General features: G+C 42.8%; 12 protein-coding genes. 5 read left to right on the top strand and 7 right to left on the bottom strand.

Going from position 1 to position 14,948, the window contains the following annotated elements:
• Positions 1 to 283 precede the first annotated feature (283 nt).
• Both ACED48_RS03320 and ACED48_RS03315 read left to right on the top strand, forming a co-directional pair.
• Entirely contained in the window at positions 284 to 943 is a 660-nt protein-coding gene (locus ACED48_RS03320) for a 2OG-Fe dioxygenase family protein (RefSeq protein ID WP_029626794.1), read from the top strand.
• Positions 927 to 2,162, top strand: coding sequence for a cysteine desulfurase-like protein (locus tag ACED48_RS03315; protein ID WP_017055168.1), 1,236 nt, complete (start codon positions 927 to 929; stop codon positions 2,160 to 2,162). The genes ACED48_RS03320 and ACED48_RS03315 overlap by 17 nt, the downstream gene beginning before the upstream one ends.
• A 213-nt stretch (positions 2,163 to 2,375) precedes the next feature.
• Here the strand turns inward: ACED48_RS03315 and ACED48_RS03310 are convergent, their stop codons facing one another.
• The gene (locus ACED48_RS03310; protein ID WP_017055169.1) at positions 2,376 to 3,200 is read right to left on the bottom strand and encodes a DUF2797 domain-containing protein; all 825 of its coding nucleotides are present in this window, start codon (positions 3,198 to 3,200) and stop codon (positions 2,376 to 2,378) included.
• A 310-nt stretch (positions 3,201 to 3,510) separates the two neighbouring features.
• Between ACED48_RS03310 and ACED48_RS03305 the strand changes: the two genes are divergently transcribed.
• Positions 3,511 to 4,806, top strand: coding sequence for a GGDEF domain-containing protein (locus ACED48_RS03305; RefSeq protein WP_017055170.1), 1,296 nt, complete (start codon positions 3,511 to 3,513; stop codon positions 4,804 to 4,806).
• Between the two features lie 153 nt (positions 4,807 to 4,959).
• Here ACED48_RS03305 and ACED48_RS03300 read toward each other — a convergent pair whose 3' ends face one another.
• The 3 genes from ACED48_RS03300 to ACED48_RS03290 form a co-directional block, all read right to left on the bottom strand.
• Entirely contained in the window at positions 4,960 to 6,330 is a 1,371-nt protein-coding gene (locus ACED48_RS03300) for a DASS family sodium-coupled anion symporter (protein ID WP_017055171.1), read from the bottom strand.
• A gap of 245 nt (positions 6,331 to 6,575) precedes the next feature.
• Positions 6,576 to 7,328, bottom strand: coding sequence for a vancomycin high temperature exclusion protein (locus ACED48_RS03295; protein ID WP_017055172.1), 753 nt, complete (start codon positions 7,326 to 7,328; stop codon positions 6,576 to 6,578).
• A 149-nt stretch (positions 7,329 to 7,477) separates the two neighbouring features.
• Positions 7,478 to 9,166: an NAD-dependent malic enzyme gene (locus ACED48_RS03290; RefSeq protein WP_017055173.1), complete on the bottom strand. Its 1,689-nt coding sequence runs from the start codon at positions 9,164 to 9,166 to the stop codon at positions 7,478 to 7,480.
• A 184-nt stretch (positions 9,167 to 9,350) separates the two neighbouring features.
• On the opposite strand from ACED48_RS03290, the gene ACED48_RS03285 reads away from it, so the two are divergent.
• Positions 9,351 to 11,729: a helicase-related protein gene (locus tag ACED48_RS03285; RefSeq protein ID WP_017055175.1), complete on the top strand. Its 2,379-nt coding sequence runs from the start codon at positions 9,351 to 9,353 to the stop codon at positions 11,727 to 11,729.
• Positions 11,730 to 11,933: 204 nt separating this feature from the next.
• On the top strand, positions 11,934 to 12,311 hold the full coding sequence (locus ACED48_RS03280) for a hypothetical protein (RefSeq protein WP_017055176.1): 378 nt from the start codon (positions 11,934 to 11,936) through the stop codon (positions 12,309 to 12,311).
• Positions 12,312 to 12,459: 148 nt separating this feature from the next.
• On the opposite strand, the gene ACED48_RS03275 is transcribed toward ACED48_RS03280, so the two are convergent.
• The 3 genes from ACED48_RS03275 to ACED48_RS03265 all read right to left on the bottom strand — a co-directional run bounded on the left by ACED48_RS03275 (position 12,460) and on the right by ACED48_RS03265 (position 14,819).
• Entirely contained in the window at positions 12,460 to 13,563 is a 1,104-nt protein-coding gene (locus tag ACED48_RS03275) for a phosphoribosylaminoimidazolesuccinocarboxamide synthase (RefSeq protein ID WP_017055177.1), read from the bottom strand.
• A 306-nt stretch (positions 13,564 to 13,869) separates the two neighbouring features.
• Positions 13,870 to 14,277, bottom strand: a complete 408-nt coding sequence (locus ACED48_RS03270; protein ID WP_017055178.1) for a SulA-like leucine-rich domain-containing protein — start codon at positions 14,275 to 14,277, stop codon at positions 13,870 to 13,872.
• 353 nt (positions 14,278 to 14,630) lie between these two features.
• Positions 14,631 to 14,819 carry a hypothetical protein gene (locus ACED48_RS03265; protein ID WP_004733419.1) on the bottom strand — a complete coding sequence of 63 codons (189 nt, stop codon included), beginning with the start codon at positions 14,817 to 14,819 and terminating at the stop codon, positions 14,631 to 14,633.
• Between the last annotated feature and the right edge of the window lie 129 nt (positions 14,820 to 14,948).

Genomic DNA, 14,948 nt, shown 5'->3' with positions numbered 1-14,948 from the left:
GTTGATAGAGTGTGAAATTTATTAGGATAGTTAATAATATCGCTATATAAAAAATTTAAGGTGTTTTTAACTGGCTAGTGGAGTGTGCTAGTTTTAAGAGTTGGTCATCTTTTATTCTGGTGTTATACACTGCCTTTTGTTGTGAATTTGGTTTTAGCATCTTAATTATTGAATTTGACGGGATAAATGATTGTTTATTGTTGATTTGGCAAGATCTTCAAGTATCCTTTATGTAAATAAAACGTTAAATGCCGAATGTGGATTAACAATCATTAAGGAGTCGATGATGTTACATGCTCACGAAAATACCCTACATATTACCCGTCTCAGTAACCACGCGGTTGAGGAGCTATCACCTTCATTCTCCAAGCTTCCAAGTACGGAGCATGCAGATGGTCAGTTTCGATTGAGAAGGTACTCAGTGGTTCAATTCCGTAACGGACAGGTCGTTGAACTAAACAAACATAACTTTGTTCAGTCTGAAGATATTAACCATTTTCAAGGTGATGTTGTTCGCCAGTTTGAGCCGATTGAAGCGAAAATTATAAGCAGTGAAGGCATGCAAGAGATGTGTGAACTGTTTATTGAAACTAATGGGCTTGAAGACGGGCAAGAAATCGAAATTCATCAGATCCGTATTGCCGCTATCTTTGAAGAAACTCAGGTCGCTCCGGAAGGTGTTCACCAAGATGGTTTTGATCATATCGCCTTAATCGGTGTGAACCGACATAATATTGTGGGCGGTGAAATCATGCTGTATCAAGACTCACATGAAGCGCCATTCTTTAGAAAAGTATTAGGCGATGGTGAAGTGGCAATGCTGGCTGACAGTAAGCTTTGGCATAATGCACAACCAATTCGTACCATAGACCACGATGAGATGGGCTATATGGATGTGTTTGTTCTTACGGCTAAGGATGCGCGCAATGTCCTTCACTCTTAACGATGTGCGCCAGCAGTTTAGCGCGCTAGGCCAATACCATAACGGTAAGCCTGTGACCTTTTTTGATGGGCCGGGGGGCTCTCAGGTTCCTGAAAATGTCTTAGCATCAATGACGGAATATCTTGGGCACTTTAATTCAAACCTAGGCGGTCACTATTTTTCGAGCCAAAAGACGACAGGCTTAATGCAGCAAGCGAGAGAAGCGGTACAAGCGCTACTCAACACTGAATCTTCAGGCAATGTTGTGTTCGGCGCGAACATGACATCTCTGACCTTCCAACTTAGTCGAGCGATCAGTCGCGATTGGCAAGAAGGCGATGAAGTTATCGTCACGGCGTTAGACCATTATTCTAATGTATCGAGCTGGCAGCAAGCGGCAGACGACAAAGGCGCTATTGTTCGCCAAGTTCGTGTGGATGAGTCAGATTGCAGTTTGGATATGGCGCACTTTGAGTCGCTGCTGAATGAGAAAACCAAGCTTGTCGCGGTGACGTTTGCTTCGAACACGACGGGCTCGATTGTCGACATGGCGAAAGTTATCGAACTTGCACATCAGCATGGTGCGCAGGTTTATGTCGATGCCGTGCATTACGCTCCACATCATTTGATCGATGTTCAGCAGCTGAATTGTGATTTCTTGGCATGTTCAGCTTATAAATTCTTCGGCCCGCATGTTGGCATTGCTTATATTTCACCTCAATGGCTACATACTTTAAAGCCTTACAAGGTAGAGCCAGCGACAAACATTGGCCCAGGCCGTTTTGAAACAGGTACGCAAAGCTTTGAAGGCCTTGCGGGTGTGATTGCGGCGGTGGATTACTTGGCGCAGTTAGGTGATCCAGCCGATTCATTACGTTCTCGTTTAGAGCAAAGTTATGCGCTGTATAGTAAGCATGAAAGCAAGCTTAGTGAGTACTTCCTAAAACGTTTGTCCGATCTGGAAGGGGCAAAACTCTATGGTAAGACAGAGTTTGATTCGAACCTAAGAACCCCAACGTTCGCAATCACCTTTGATAACCACTCTCCAGAGTTTATTGCTAAGAAGCTGGGGGAGCATAATATCTGTGTGTGGAATGGACACTTCTATGCTCTAGGTTTGGTGAAGCAGTTGGGTATCGAAGAGCAGGGCGTGGTACGTATTGGTTGTATGCATTACAACTCGATTGAAGAGATCGACTTGCTGTTCAATGTGCTTGAAGGGATCTTGCGAAGTAACTAGCAAGAAGTAACTAATACCTTGGCCGTTATCGAATTAGAAAAGAGCATACTTGCCTCAATAGTAATGAGTAGGGAGTATGCTCTTTTTATTTCATTGAGCTTATTGATTTAACAATAGCCACACTGACTGTGCATGTACTGGTTGTGAGTTGTTCAACACTTAATTTACTGAGAGCTAAAGTTAAGAAAGACTTCGTCTCGTGTTAGCAAATGATTAAGCTGATACTTCCACTTCGTAAGAGCCAAATTTACGGATGTTAATCACGCCCGTATCTAGGATTAGGTATTGGCCTTTAATGCCTTGAAGTACACCTGTCACCTCAGGATTTTTATCAAAGTTGTGCGATACAATCTTCACTGGGTGTTGCTCAACTGGGTAGCTCAGTGAAGTGATGTTTTCGCTCAGAATCTCGATAGCATCGTCACCAAACTTAGCTTTGATCTCTTGGATTGTATCCTCAACTAATGGCAAGAGTTCTTTGGCTTTTTCTAGCAACTCCATATCGTCACCGTCGCCTTTTAGCAATGTGCGCCAGTTGGTTTTGTCGGCAATGTGTTTTGCTAACTCAACTTCGATCAGGCCAGAAATCTGACGTGTTTTCACTTTCAAGATTGGTAAGCCTTGAGTGGCACCTTGATCGATCCAGCGAGTGGGGATCTGAGTATGACGAGTGATACCAACCTTAAGGCTTGAAGTGTTCGAAAGATAGACGAAGTGATCAACCATGCAGTTTGCTTCGCCCCATTCAGGTTCACGGCACGTTCCTTGGTCATAGTGGCACGTCTCTGGTTTCATAATACACATATCACAGCTAGCAAGCTTTTTCATGCAGACGAAGCAGTGGCCTTGAGAATAGCTTTTTTTGGTTTTCTTACCACACGAACAGCAAAAAATATTACCCGTGTGAGTGAGATTAATGGTTTTACCAATCAGAGGGTTTAGCTCTACAAACTCTTCACCGACAGGTAGACGGTAGGTCACCGCACCATCGAGCGAAGCACTCATCTTCTTGAGTGTTCCTTTTGCTAATAAAGACATGACATTACTCGTTGTATTTTGATTATTATTTCGTCGACTCGGACGCTCTGTAAGCAGGCGCCACGGTTTACGATGATTATGCGCTGAGTATAACAAATAGAGTCCGTTTTTATACGTAAGATTATTTGATTATCATGGTGGGTAACTGATAGAAAATTCCATTTATAAATTATAGTATGACATTTTGTTCACGCGTGATATAACGTTTGTAGATGAACTATTAGTTATAAATTGTCGCAAAATTAATGGTCTTCTGAATTCTTATACCATTAGTTTTATATTTTAGAAGCAGTAAGCCGGAAACTTAGAAGTGAAGTGGATCCATAAAATAGTCATCTTTTTAGTTATTGCGACACTTGCGATTATGCAATATTACCGAGTGAACGGAAATCGTTTAATCACTTCTATTACCCCTGAAAAATACGAATTTATCGCGACCAGTGATCAAATCCACATGGGCGTTAGTACCTCTAAAATCTCATTTGAAGACAAGCAATACATCCTCGATTGTGAACTGAAGGTGTCGGAGTACCCTTGGCCATATTGCGGCCTATCGATTCGTATCAACCCAGACATCACCGTTGGCCTTGATCTTTCCCAGTACCATACCTTTAGAGTGAATATTGATTATCACACAGACGAAGGTTCTAGTGCTCGTTTAAGAACGTATTTGAGAAATTATAATCCGGCTTACTCTGTTCCTGATGACGAGTACACGCATAAGTACAACGGAATGGAATTTTCGCCTGGCGTGGATGGTGGAGTTATTGAAATTCCCATCAACAACCTACAAGTCATGACATGGTGGCTTTCCGATAACAATATTGATCTTGAGCATTCCTTACCAGAGTATTCGAACGTTAACATGGTTGAGTTTGCGACGGGTTCTGGAGCGAAAATCGGCCATCATCGAATCGTGATACGCAGCATTGAATTTGAAGGTTCGTCTATTTCAACAGAGAGCCTATTTATGATTCTGCTTTTTATTTGGGTTTGTACTGGTACGGCATTTTTAGTTTCAGAACTGCATCGTTCAAGAAAGCGTATGTTGATAGTGGAGAAAAGACACCTTCATCTTAAAAGTCTTAACCAAGCGCTTCGAGATCAGAATTTCGAGTTTTCAGAATTAGCTCATCGTGATGAATTGACTGGGACCTTAAATCGGCATGCCATTCGTGAGTGGCTGAAAATGCAGTCTCAACACGTTAAGCGAGGCCACGGAAAGTTGAGTATCTTGTACCTCGATCTGGACTACTTTAAGAGTGTGAATGATAAATACGGACATCAAATGGGGGATCATGTTTTACGAGAGTTCGGAATGGTGGTCGGTAGTTCGATATGTGACACTGATAAGCTAGTGAGATGGGGCGGTGAGGAATTCATCGTTTTCTGTCCTGATACTGATGCTGATGAAGCACAGAGGAAGGCTGAGAAAGTCCGATTTTTGGTTAGTCAGCACCTTTGGGTGCATGGTGATCCTCTGACTTGCAGTATTGGCGTTGCGGAAATGAAGCAAGAAAAGGGGTCGGAGACGATTGCTCGTGCAGATGAGGCTTTGTATCAAGCGAAACATTCGGGGCGAAATCAGGTGATCTTGAGTCACTAATCTGAAAATTGTTTTAGTTAGTTGATAAGCCACACGTACATATGTAACGTGTGGCATTTTTTTTATATTGGTGAGCCGGGGGAACTGCAACCAATTTTTAGAGCATTTCTATAAGTATTGACCTATCAGGCCTACTCTTTAAGCATTGAGTATTTACCAGAAAATCCAAGCGAATAATGTAAGTACTAAGATACAAACTAGGTTTAATACCATACCGATTCGCATCATCTCTTTTTGTTTGATATGTCCTGAGCCAAATACGATTGCGTTAGGCGGTGTTGCGACTGGTAACATGAAGGCACAAGACGCAGCAACGGCAATCAACGCTGATAAGATAACTGGTGACATACCAAGAGCTTCAGCAATAGTTGCAAATAAAGGGACAAGCAGTGCGGCACTTGCGGTGTTACTCGCAAATTCAGTCAGGAATACAACAAAAGCAACTACAGCAAGAATTGTGAGAAGCACGCCAGCCGTTTCCAAGAAGCCACTGAGTGAGTGTGCTAAGAAGACACTGGTGCCAGTCTCTTTAAGAACATTGCTTAAGCAGATACCACCGCCGAACAGAATAAGTACCCCCCAGTCCGTTGATTTTTCGACATCTTTCCACTCAACAACTCTAGAAGCACCAAGCAGTACAATCGCGCCAATTGCAACTAAGCTATCAAATTTAGAGAACCCACCGATCATTGCGTTGATTGGTTTCCCAAATATCCAAAGCGTAACGGTTAAGAGGAAAATTGATAGAGTAATTTTCTTACTATTAGTCCACTCTACAGGAGCGTGGTCTAACTCGAACTTGTGGTTTAGCTTAGGTTTAGTCATTACATATAGGATGATCATCGCGATTGGGAGCAAGATCATTGAGATCGGCAGACCCAGTTCCATCCACTCAGTAAAACTCAAGCCAACTTCCGCTGCTGCGATTGCATTTGGAGGACTGCCGACTAAAGTTGCAATACCACCAATGGATGCGCAATAGGCGATACCCAGAAGCACGAACACATACGTATTACGGTCTTCACTTTGGTCAACTTTATTCATGATGCCAAGAACAAGGGGAAGCATCATTGCAGTGGTGGCTGTGTTTGAGATCCACATTGATAACCCAGCACTTACGCCAAATAACATGAAGACGGCGACAGACATTTTCCCCTTTGCTATTAGCAGCACCTTGTCAGCAATCGCTTTATCTAGTTCTTGTTTGTTGAGTGCCGCCGCAAGAGCAAACCCCCCCATAAACAGAAAGATGATCGGGTTGGAAAAGTTAGACAATGCAGCCGATGTGTTGAAAACACCAAACAAGACAGCCAAAAGTGGAATGAGCAAAGCTGTGATGCTGACGTGAATGGCTTCGGTTAACCATAAAATCGCGACAAATACGAGAATACTTAGACCTGTATTCACTTGAGCTTCGAAAGGCAAGGTGTTGAGCAATAACGCAAATAGCGAGAAATTACCAATTAAGATCATGCTGTTGCGTGTAAACAGCCAGTGTTTCAGCGTAGTAACAAGTGCCGTCATAAGGCGCTCCTTTTGTTTATCCTCGTTTTATTGGTGCACCTGACCCAAAGAGCGATGCTTCTTATTTTTTCGAGGTATATAGTTTTCGAATTATCTTGTTTCAAGCTATACAGTGCTAATGCATTGACTTGATGTAGGGGTGGGCTTTGTTGGGATAATGTTACTTAAGTTAATAAAGGAGTGTTGGTGTGTTTTTGTGTAACAGTGGGGAAGTGTGAGGTAACAAATTAAAAATGTGTAGTTTTCTACACATCAGTCTCTGCTGGTCCTGCAATAGGCGGAGGGATAGGTGATGATTCTTGTTTTGGATTTAGTTGAATTGGCTCTTTCGGGCCAAGAAATTTAGGTGTGGTCCCAATAATGTATAGGTCAAGAAACGCTTTGGTGCGGGCAAACACTTCACGTAAGCGTATGGTCATTCCCGAGTGATGAGTTGGTCCAGAAACCGCTAAACACGTTGCGTGTATATCATAAGAATTAGCGATAAATAGCGCTCTTTCACAGTGAAACTTTTGAGTGATGATCAGGAAGTTATCTGTGTCGAATATTTTTTTTGCACGAACAATTGAGTCTAATGTCCTAAATCCAGCGTAATCTAGATTGATTCGTTCATCAGGAATACCGGCTTTCAATAAGTCTCGTTTCATCGTCCAAGGTTCATTGTAAGAACGGTGAGCGTTATCGCCACTCAGTAAAAATTGATTCACCTTTTCACGATTGAACAACTCGATAGCGGCTTCAATTCGGTATTTATAATAATCGTTGAGCGTTCGACCTAAATATTTACTGGTGCCGAGGACAACCGCAACTTCGCGCTCAGGTACTTCATCAATATCGTAAATGATGCGATCTTCTGCTTGCCATGAAACCCAATAATCGATAGCAATAATTGCAGCGCAGCTTACCAAGAATACGAGGAAGGCGCCAAACATAAACCCTTGTAGTTTTTGGTAAGCTTTTAGTAAGTAGGTACGGTAAACGTGAGAATCGAATTTCACTCTCGGTATGGCCCTTTGGTTGAACATTAAATTTTTGGTGTTCGATAATACCAAATAAAAATGAGAAAAATCAGTTAAAAAGACAAGACTGTGTAAAGAAAAAGCCCCTGTGATTACAGAGGCTTTGATTAGAAGCGTAACAATTTTTATTAGAATGCGGTGCGCTTGTAGCGACGGTAAACCGGCTGCCAGAAGTGTTGGTCAATGGCTTGTTGTAGTGCTTCGTCGGTGATCTCTAGAGCTACACCTTGTTCAATCGCTTTTTTACCAACAGCGAGAGCAATCTTCTTAGATACGGTATGGATCTCTTCCAATGGTGGAAGTAGAGCACCTGAACCATTGATTGCGAGTGGAGAGCACGTTGCAAGCGCACGACTCGATTCCATTAGCATTTCGTCAGTGATGCGTGAAGCATTCACAGCAAGTACCCCAAGGCCGATCCCTGGGAAGATGTAGCTATTGTTACACTGAGCAATTGGGTAAGTTGTGCCGTTATGAGTTACTGGCTCAAATGGGCTACCCGTTGCTACCAATGCTTTTCCATCAGTCCAACGAATGATGTCGTTTGGTGTTGCTTCAACACGGCTAGTTGGGTTAGACAGTGGGAACACAATAGGGCGTTCACAGTGTAGATTCATCTCTTGGATGACTTCCTTACTGAATAGACCCGGAGCACCAGATACGCCAACAAGAACGGTTGGTTTTGCGTGACGAACAACATCCAGTAGTGAGAAGCCTGAGCTATCACTTTCCCAACCTTTAGTATTCGCATTGGTTTGAACTAAGCGTTGTTGGAAATCAAGTAGGTTTTGCATGCCTTCTTGTAGCAGGCCCCAACGATCAACCATGTACACTTGAGAACGAGCCTGAGCATCACTGATACCTTCAGATACCATTTGCGCGATGATCGCTTCAGCGATACCACACCCGGCAGAGCCTGCACCTAAGAAGGTAATACGCTGTTCTGAAAGTTTGCTGTTTGCGGCTTTACATGCTGCAAGTAGAGAACCTACAGTGACGGCTGCTGTACCTTGGATGTCATCGTTGAAACAACAGATGCGGTCTTTATAGCGCTCAAGCAATGGCATTGCATTCTTTTGAGCGAAATCTTCGAATTGTACTAATGCATCAGGCCAACGGCGTTGAACGGCTTGGATGAACTCTTCAACGAATGCATCGTAATCAGCCCCTGTGATACGAGGGTGACGCCAACCCATATACATAGGGTCTGCAAGACGTTGAGGGTTGTTAGTACCAACATCAAGCACGATTGGTAGCATATAAGCTGGGCTGATGCCGCCACAAGCTGTATAAAGTGCGAGTTTACCAATTGGAATACCCATACCACCGATCCCTTGGTCTCCCAAACCAAGAATACGCTCACCATCAGTTACCACGATAACTTTTACGTTGTGGTTGGTTGCATTATTCAGTAGATCATCGATGCGATCGCGGTTCGGATATGAGATAAACAAGCCACGACCACGACGGTAAATATTTGAAAAGTTCTCACATGCTGCGCCAACTGTTGGCGTGTAAATGATAGGCATCATTTCAGAGATGTGGTTTTGAACTAAACGATAAAAGAGCGTTTCATTTGTGTCTTGGATATTACGCAGGTAGATATGCTTATCCATATCGCTTTCGAAGTTGCAATATTGCTTGTAAGCACGTTCAACTTGCTCTTGAATTGTTTCGGTTGTTTCCGGTAACAAGCCTTCAAGGTTGAAAGAACTACGTTCTTGAGCTGAGAATGCGCTGCCTTTGTTTAGAAGAGGAGTACTTAGTAGAGCAGGACCAGCATAAGGTATATATAGAGGGCGTTTATCGTTGTTCATTGGATGCCTAATATGGGAGAAAGGGTAACTGAAAAATGATAACGGTTTAGTTATTCAATTGTAAATAGTTTCTCCGAGATCTGAGCAAACAAAATGATATTCTTAATTATGTCCCACACTTTTCGAATTCTAACGTCATAATTCGTTATACTTTGCTCACCGTTTTTCATTAGTTACCTTCTGTATGTCATCACTGCCCATCGATTCTTATCAAAAGACTTTCCATGAACAGATCTCTAATTCTCATCTTGTTGTTGAAGCTGAAACCGGGTCGGGTAAATCAACACGCTTACCAGTTTGGGCATCAGCGCATGGGCGAGTGTTGGTTGTTGAACCAAGACGAATCGCTTGTACGTCACTCGCTAAATATTTAGTGCAACAATCGGGCGAGAAGTTGGGTAGCAAAGTGGGCTATGCGATTAAGCTTGAGTCGGAATACAACGAGCAAACTAGCGTCGTTTTTGTGACGCCCGGTATCGCGCTGCGTTGGTTATCAGAAGATGGATTGGCTAACTTTGATGTGATCGTGGTGGATGAATTTCACGAGAGACGTTGGGACATTGATCTGCTGGTGGCGATTCTGAAACAAAAAGCGAGTCATCGTTTGGTGATCACATCAGCAACCATTGAGGGGGAACGCCTTGCTCATTATTTGGATGCGAATCGCATAAGCTGTGAAGGGCGAACTTATCAAGTTGAGATAGAGCATCGAGCGAACGAATCCAGAACACTGCCTGATATTCGACATCTAGAGCAGCGTATTGCGGAAGAAGTGAATCATCAGCTGATCGCTTCTTCTGGCGATATGTTGGTTTTTCTGCCGGGTAAAAAAGAGATCGTGCAATGCGAACAAGCCTTAGCGAAAAATCCAGATATCCAAGTTGTTAAATTGCATGCGTCGGTCAGTGATAAAGAGCGAGATTCAGCGTTATCGGGTCGCAATATCAATGTTGAAGGAAATACCCTGAGAAAGGTCATCCTTGCGACCAACGTTGCAGAAACGTCATTAACCATTCCTGACATTGGTGTGGTGATAGATTCAGGATTAGAAAGGCGCACCGTCCAGCGTAATGGCAGAACCACACTGATGCTTAAATCCATATCACGAGCGAGTGCCAAACAGCGAGCTGGCCGCGCGGGTAGGGTAATGGATGGCGTTTGCGTTCGTCTATATGGAGAGCATGCGGCGTTAGAGTTAGTCACACCGCCTGAGTTACAGCGTGAAGAGCTGACTGAACCTATGTTGGCTGCAGCATGTTGCGACACCTCGCTTGAGAGCTTGTCTTTTCTTGACCTTATTCCTGAGAGGTCGCTAAATAGTGCGACCCAAACCTTACTGACAATGGAAGCGATTGATATCGACCATCAAATTACTGAGCACGGTAAAAATCTTTACCCGTTGCCGATTGATGCTTTGTATGCCGACATTGTTACTCGAATCAAAACCAAAGCACTAAAAGAAGCCATGGTGGATCTCACTGCTGCGTTGTCTGTTCCGGCTCGTTTGTACCAATTACCTAACAATGCAGAGCATCTTGAAGCGCTGGCTCAGCAAGAAAAAGAAGGGTGTGATTTAACCCTGTTAATTCAGATTGTTCGCGGTCGTGATTATCCGCATCTAGATATCGACCAACAAGCACTGAATGAAGCACAAGGACTGGCTAAGCAAATGCGGGAGGTGTTTGAACTTCCTCAGCTAGAAGTCGCGTCACGTTTCCAACGCATTGAACTGCTCAAGACCATTGTAAATCTGCATCCTGAACTGGTGTTTGTACGCCGACTTAAAAGAAAAGAAGCCTTTGCTAATGGAGTGTTAGAGGTGGTACTCGGTCGTCAGAGTCGTTTCCCTGATAATGCACAAGCTATGTTGGTGCTTGATACCCACAGCTTGCCGGGAAGAGGCGTTAAGCAAACACTGACCCTAGCGACGGTCACGGCCCCAATTCCTCTTGAGCTTATCATTGATGCTGAACTAGGAGAGTGGGGGCAAGGTGAAACCGTTGTGAATGATGATGGCGTTTTTACCGAGGTCGCGTTGCTCTATGCCGGCCGCCCTATTATGACTAAACTCGTGGCGGCTGAAGGTCAATTGTCATTGAAGCCTATCGTAGACCTCGTAGTCAGCGGTGCTCAGCTTCCCGGTTTTGCAGAACTTCGCACTCAAGAGATCAAGCATTGGCAGTTGTACGTGAGACTTGGGCTCGATGAGAAAATACACAATACCCCAGAGATTGAGCAATTGAGTTTTGAGGGATGGTTTATAGAGCAACTTGAAGTCTTAGGGGTTACTGACATTAGCGAGCTAGAAATGTTCGAACAGTCAGATATTCCCTTTGAAGGCATCCCAACTTGGCTTTATTCAGAGTTTTCAGAAAAATATCCGTTTTCTTTGAGCCTTGCTGATTTGCAGCTTGATGTTGAATACTTCCCCGGAAGAAAGCTGATTTACGTGCATTATCAATCGGGTGGTCGTAAGTTATCGCCAAAACGTTGGGAACTACCAACATGGTCAGGATGGCGTATTCAATATAAAAAAGCGAGCCGTATTATCGATATAAAATAGCTTAGATAAGTTTTATCTCTAAAATATTAATCAAATAGGCGCATATGTGATTTATCAGTGCGTATTTTGTTACAAACTTGATTTTTATATGCAATTTTAACCAGTCAAAAGGTCATAAAAGACCATTCTTCTATATCCTATTGCTATATAAAAGAAGTTGGTGGATATTGAGTATATTGTGTTGCCAAAGTGTCGGGGGACATCATGGATAAACAGAAAGAGACGCGTGTAGAGTTTGATTACACAACATTTCTTGGCGCCTCATGCAGTAAAAAATGGACTTTCCTGGAAGCACTTACCACCATTGCCCCAGTATTCAGTACTGTCTGGCGCGATAGCATTAAAGAGCTAGCAAGCCCAGAAGATCGCTTATGGCAGATGGCATTGAAATCAATGTCTACGCGTAAAAGTGATGAGTCAAACATTGTCACTTTGCTCAAGCTTGCCAAGCTAGAAGGAATAAATGAACTCAAAGTTGTGATGCCATATTCTCTTGAAGAAGAGCAGATAGAGTATATCGAATCGCGTAGTCATTTAGTGCTTGCGGTTAATTCTGGAGAAGAGTTTACGATTAGGCTGTAACTTCAGTTCGCCTACAACCTCTCTCAGGAATAGTAGAACGTACACGTAAAAAGGGCCTCAATATTGAGGCCCTTTTAGTATCTAAAACTTGTGTCTACGAGCTTATTAGCGTTCTAGCTTTTTATTTTGAGATTAAGCAATTAAGCGACTAGTCGATTAGACCATAGTCAGCGCGCAGTACATCAATGATCTCTTGCTTAGGATTTTCGCTCAGTACGATCTCTGCACCTGTGATTTTCGCTGCGATATCAAGGTAAGTGCGAGACAGAGACATTAGCGAATCAAGTGGAAGTTCATTATCACGAGCCAATGCTTCACGCTCTGGCATACGTTCTTTGTTTAACAAGATGTCTGCATCAGGGAAGTAGTTAAGCAAGAACTGACGGAAACCTTCTTTTGAGTTCTCAACGATGTTGCCGTTGTTGTATTCCTGAGTATCCCAGATACGCGATGAATCTGGAGTACCAACTTCGTCCATGTAGATAAGTTTTTCTTTGCCTTGAGCATCGTTGACGTAGCCAAACTCAAATTTGGTATCAACAAAGGTTTGATCTACTTTTGCTAGCGCTTGGCTGATTACGTTGAAGCCTTCTTTAAGAAGTTTTTCGTAATGCGCGATGTCGCTTGCTTGAGTAAAGTTGAAGGCTGCAAAGTTATCTTCGATGTTGTTACGAGTGATGTTCACATCGTCAGCTTCTGGAACGCCAGGAATACCTTTCAGAATTCCTTTTGTTGAAGGCGTGATCAGTAGCTCAGGCAACTTCTTGTCTTTCTCAAGGCCTTCAGGCATCTCGATACCACAGAATTCACGTTCGCCGTTCGCGTACGCACGCCACATTGAACCTGTGATGTATTGACGGCAAATCGCCTCGATCATGACTGGGCGAGCTTTTTGTACAATCCATACGAACGGGTGAGGGATATCAAGAATATGACTGTCAGCAAGTCCGTTGTCTTTAAACAATTTGAACCAGTGGTTAGAGATAGCATTCAGAGCCGCTCCCTTACCTGGAACACCTTTAAGATTCCCTTCACCACGCCAGATACAATCAAATGCAGAGATACGGTCACTGATCACCATGATTGCTAAAGGCGCATCTGGTGCTACATCGTAGCCTTTCTCTTTAATTAGTCGTTGGCTATCTTCTTCAGTTAACCAGTAGACCGAACGAACCTTGCCACTGTGGACAGGTTTATCAGTACGGATTGGTAGGTCATCATTTACGGCAAGAACTTGATCAGCAAGGCTCATTTAGACATTCCTATTTTTTATCAAACGTCGTACAGAGAAGTGCGGTGTGCACATGATTAGACGGGCATTATACCCAATCTACTATTTGCTTCCAGAGAAAAAGCAATCGATTGCTAAATCTATTATTTAAATAAAAACCCCCGCCTAACAATCCGCTAAAAAATTGGCGAATTGTAGGGCGGGGGAAGGCAGTATATTTGGACTTTGTTTTGGAGCTATGTTTGTTAAGTTAACTTTGTTAGCTAAAAGATTAAGCTATGTTTGTGAGCTATGTTTTTGAGCCAAAATGTTATTAAGCAAGGTGGTTTAGTGAATACGCTCTGAATTTGCATCCATAAAGAAGACTTCACATTGAAAGCGTAACCCTAGTGTTCTTAGGTACTGTTGGCTGAATTGGTCAATCGATGCACTTGCAACAATCGCGCTAGCATTCTTAGAACGGATTGCTTTCTCAACAGTTTCTACCTCAGTCATTTGATGAGAGGCTTTCATATGAATAACGCGGTCGCAGCAAACATTATGTTGCTTAAGCTGTTTAGCTGATGGTCTTGGTGTTTGAGCGGTAAACAGTAACCACTGATGTTGATTGGACAGCAACGCCATTCTTGCAAACAACGCTTCCTCGTTTGAATTTTTGCTTTTACGAGAAACTGATGTAAATGCGCAGTGAACTAGCGGGCTAGAGTGTTGTGCTTTAACGTGTGCTTGAATCATTTTGCTGTCCTTATATACATGCTGTATGTGTATACAGTAGTTTTGATTGCTTATAAGATCAAGCGTTTTTTGCGGGATTATTGGACGATCTTTGTCAAAAAAATAGATAGTGATCATCTAACTATATGAAAGTAAATAATAAATTAAATTCGAATGAATTTACTATTTTGTCTCATAAGTTGAAAAATATGTGAGTTTCATACAGGTGTATACAGTGGTTTTTGCATAAAAGTACTGTATACCTCCGTATAGAAGATAAGAAGATAAGAAGATAAGAAGATAAGAAGATAAGAAGATAAGCCCCAGATACAAAAAAAGCGCCTTAGGCGCTTTCTTATATCTCACGGTGTTGCTTATCTCAGTGTCGCTTGGGAGAGTTTCGCTCTCATTTCCATTTCACCAATATTGAACTGGCGAACATCAATGGTTGCAATATCATTGCACTCTTTACATGCATGATGACACTTACCATCTAGGTAGTCGTGCTTTTTTACTAGGCTTGGCTTTTTGCACCAATCACAAACGCCTTCTATTGTGAACATATTCTCTCCTCACCTGTATACGCCAGGTGTATTTTCGGCGCAAATTATGACACAAGTAAGACCTATTAGTTAATAGTTTGTTACCTGTTTTTGAGAGGGGGATCGATTGCCACACTAATAAAATCGGTA

Origin of the sequence: Vibrio sp. 5S239 (genome assembly GCF_041439575.1) — a bacterium.
Lineage (GTDB): Bacteria > Pseudomonadota > Gammaproteobacteria > Enterobacterales > Vibrionaceae > Vibrio > Vibrio kanaloae.
This window is presented reverse-complemented; position numbering and strand designations above follow the sequence as displayed.

Excerpts from the sequence above, each read along its gene's own strand:
- ACED48_RS03320 (WP_029626794.1), top strand. The coding sequence starts at position 284 with ATGATGTTACATGCTCACGAAAATACCCTACATATTACCCGTCTCAGT.
- ACED48_RS03315 (WP_017055168.1), top strand. The coding sequence starts at position 927 with ATGTCCTTCACTCTTAACGATGTGCGCCAGCAGTTTAGCGCGCTAGGC.
- ACED48_RS03310 (WP_017055169.1), bottom strand. The coding sequence starts at position 3,200 with ATGTCTTTATTAGCAAAAGGAACACTCAAGAAGATGAGTGCTTCGCTC.
- ACED48_RS03300 (WP_017055171.1), bottom strand. The coding sequence starts at position 6,330 with ATGACGGCACTTGTTACTACGCTGAAACACTGGCTGTTTACACGCAAC.
- ACED48_RS03290 (WP_017055173.1), bottom strand. The coding sequence starts at position 9,166 with ATGAACAACGATAAACGCCCTCTATATATACCTTATGCTGGTCCTGCT.
- ACED48_RS03285 (WP_017055175.1), top strand. The coding sequence starts at position 9,351 with ATGTCATCACTGCCCATCGATTCTTATCAAAAGACTTTCCATGAACAG.
- ACED48_RS03280 (WP_017055176.1), top strand. The coding sequence starts at position 11,934 with ATGGATAAACAGAAAGAGACGCGTGTAGAGTTTGATTACACAACATTT.
- ACED48_RS03275 (WP_017055177.1), bottom strand. The coding sequence starts at position 13,563 with ATGAGCCTTGCTGATCAAGTTCTTGCCGTAAATGATGACCTACCAATC.
- ACED48_RS03270 (WP_017055178.1), bottom strand. The coding sequence starts at position 14,277 with ATGATTCAAGCACACGTTAAAGCACAACACTCTAGCCCGCTAGTTCAC.
- ACED48_RS03265 (WP_004733419.1), bottom strand. The coding sequence starts at position 14,819 with ATGTTCACAATAGAAGGCGTTTGTGATTGGTGCAAAAAGCCAAGCCTA.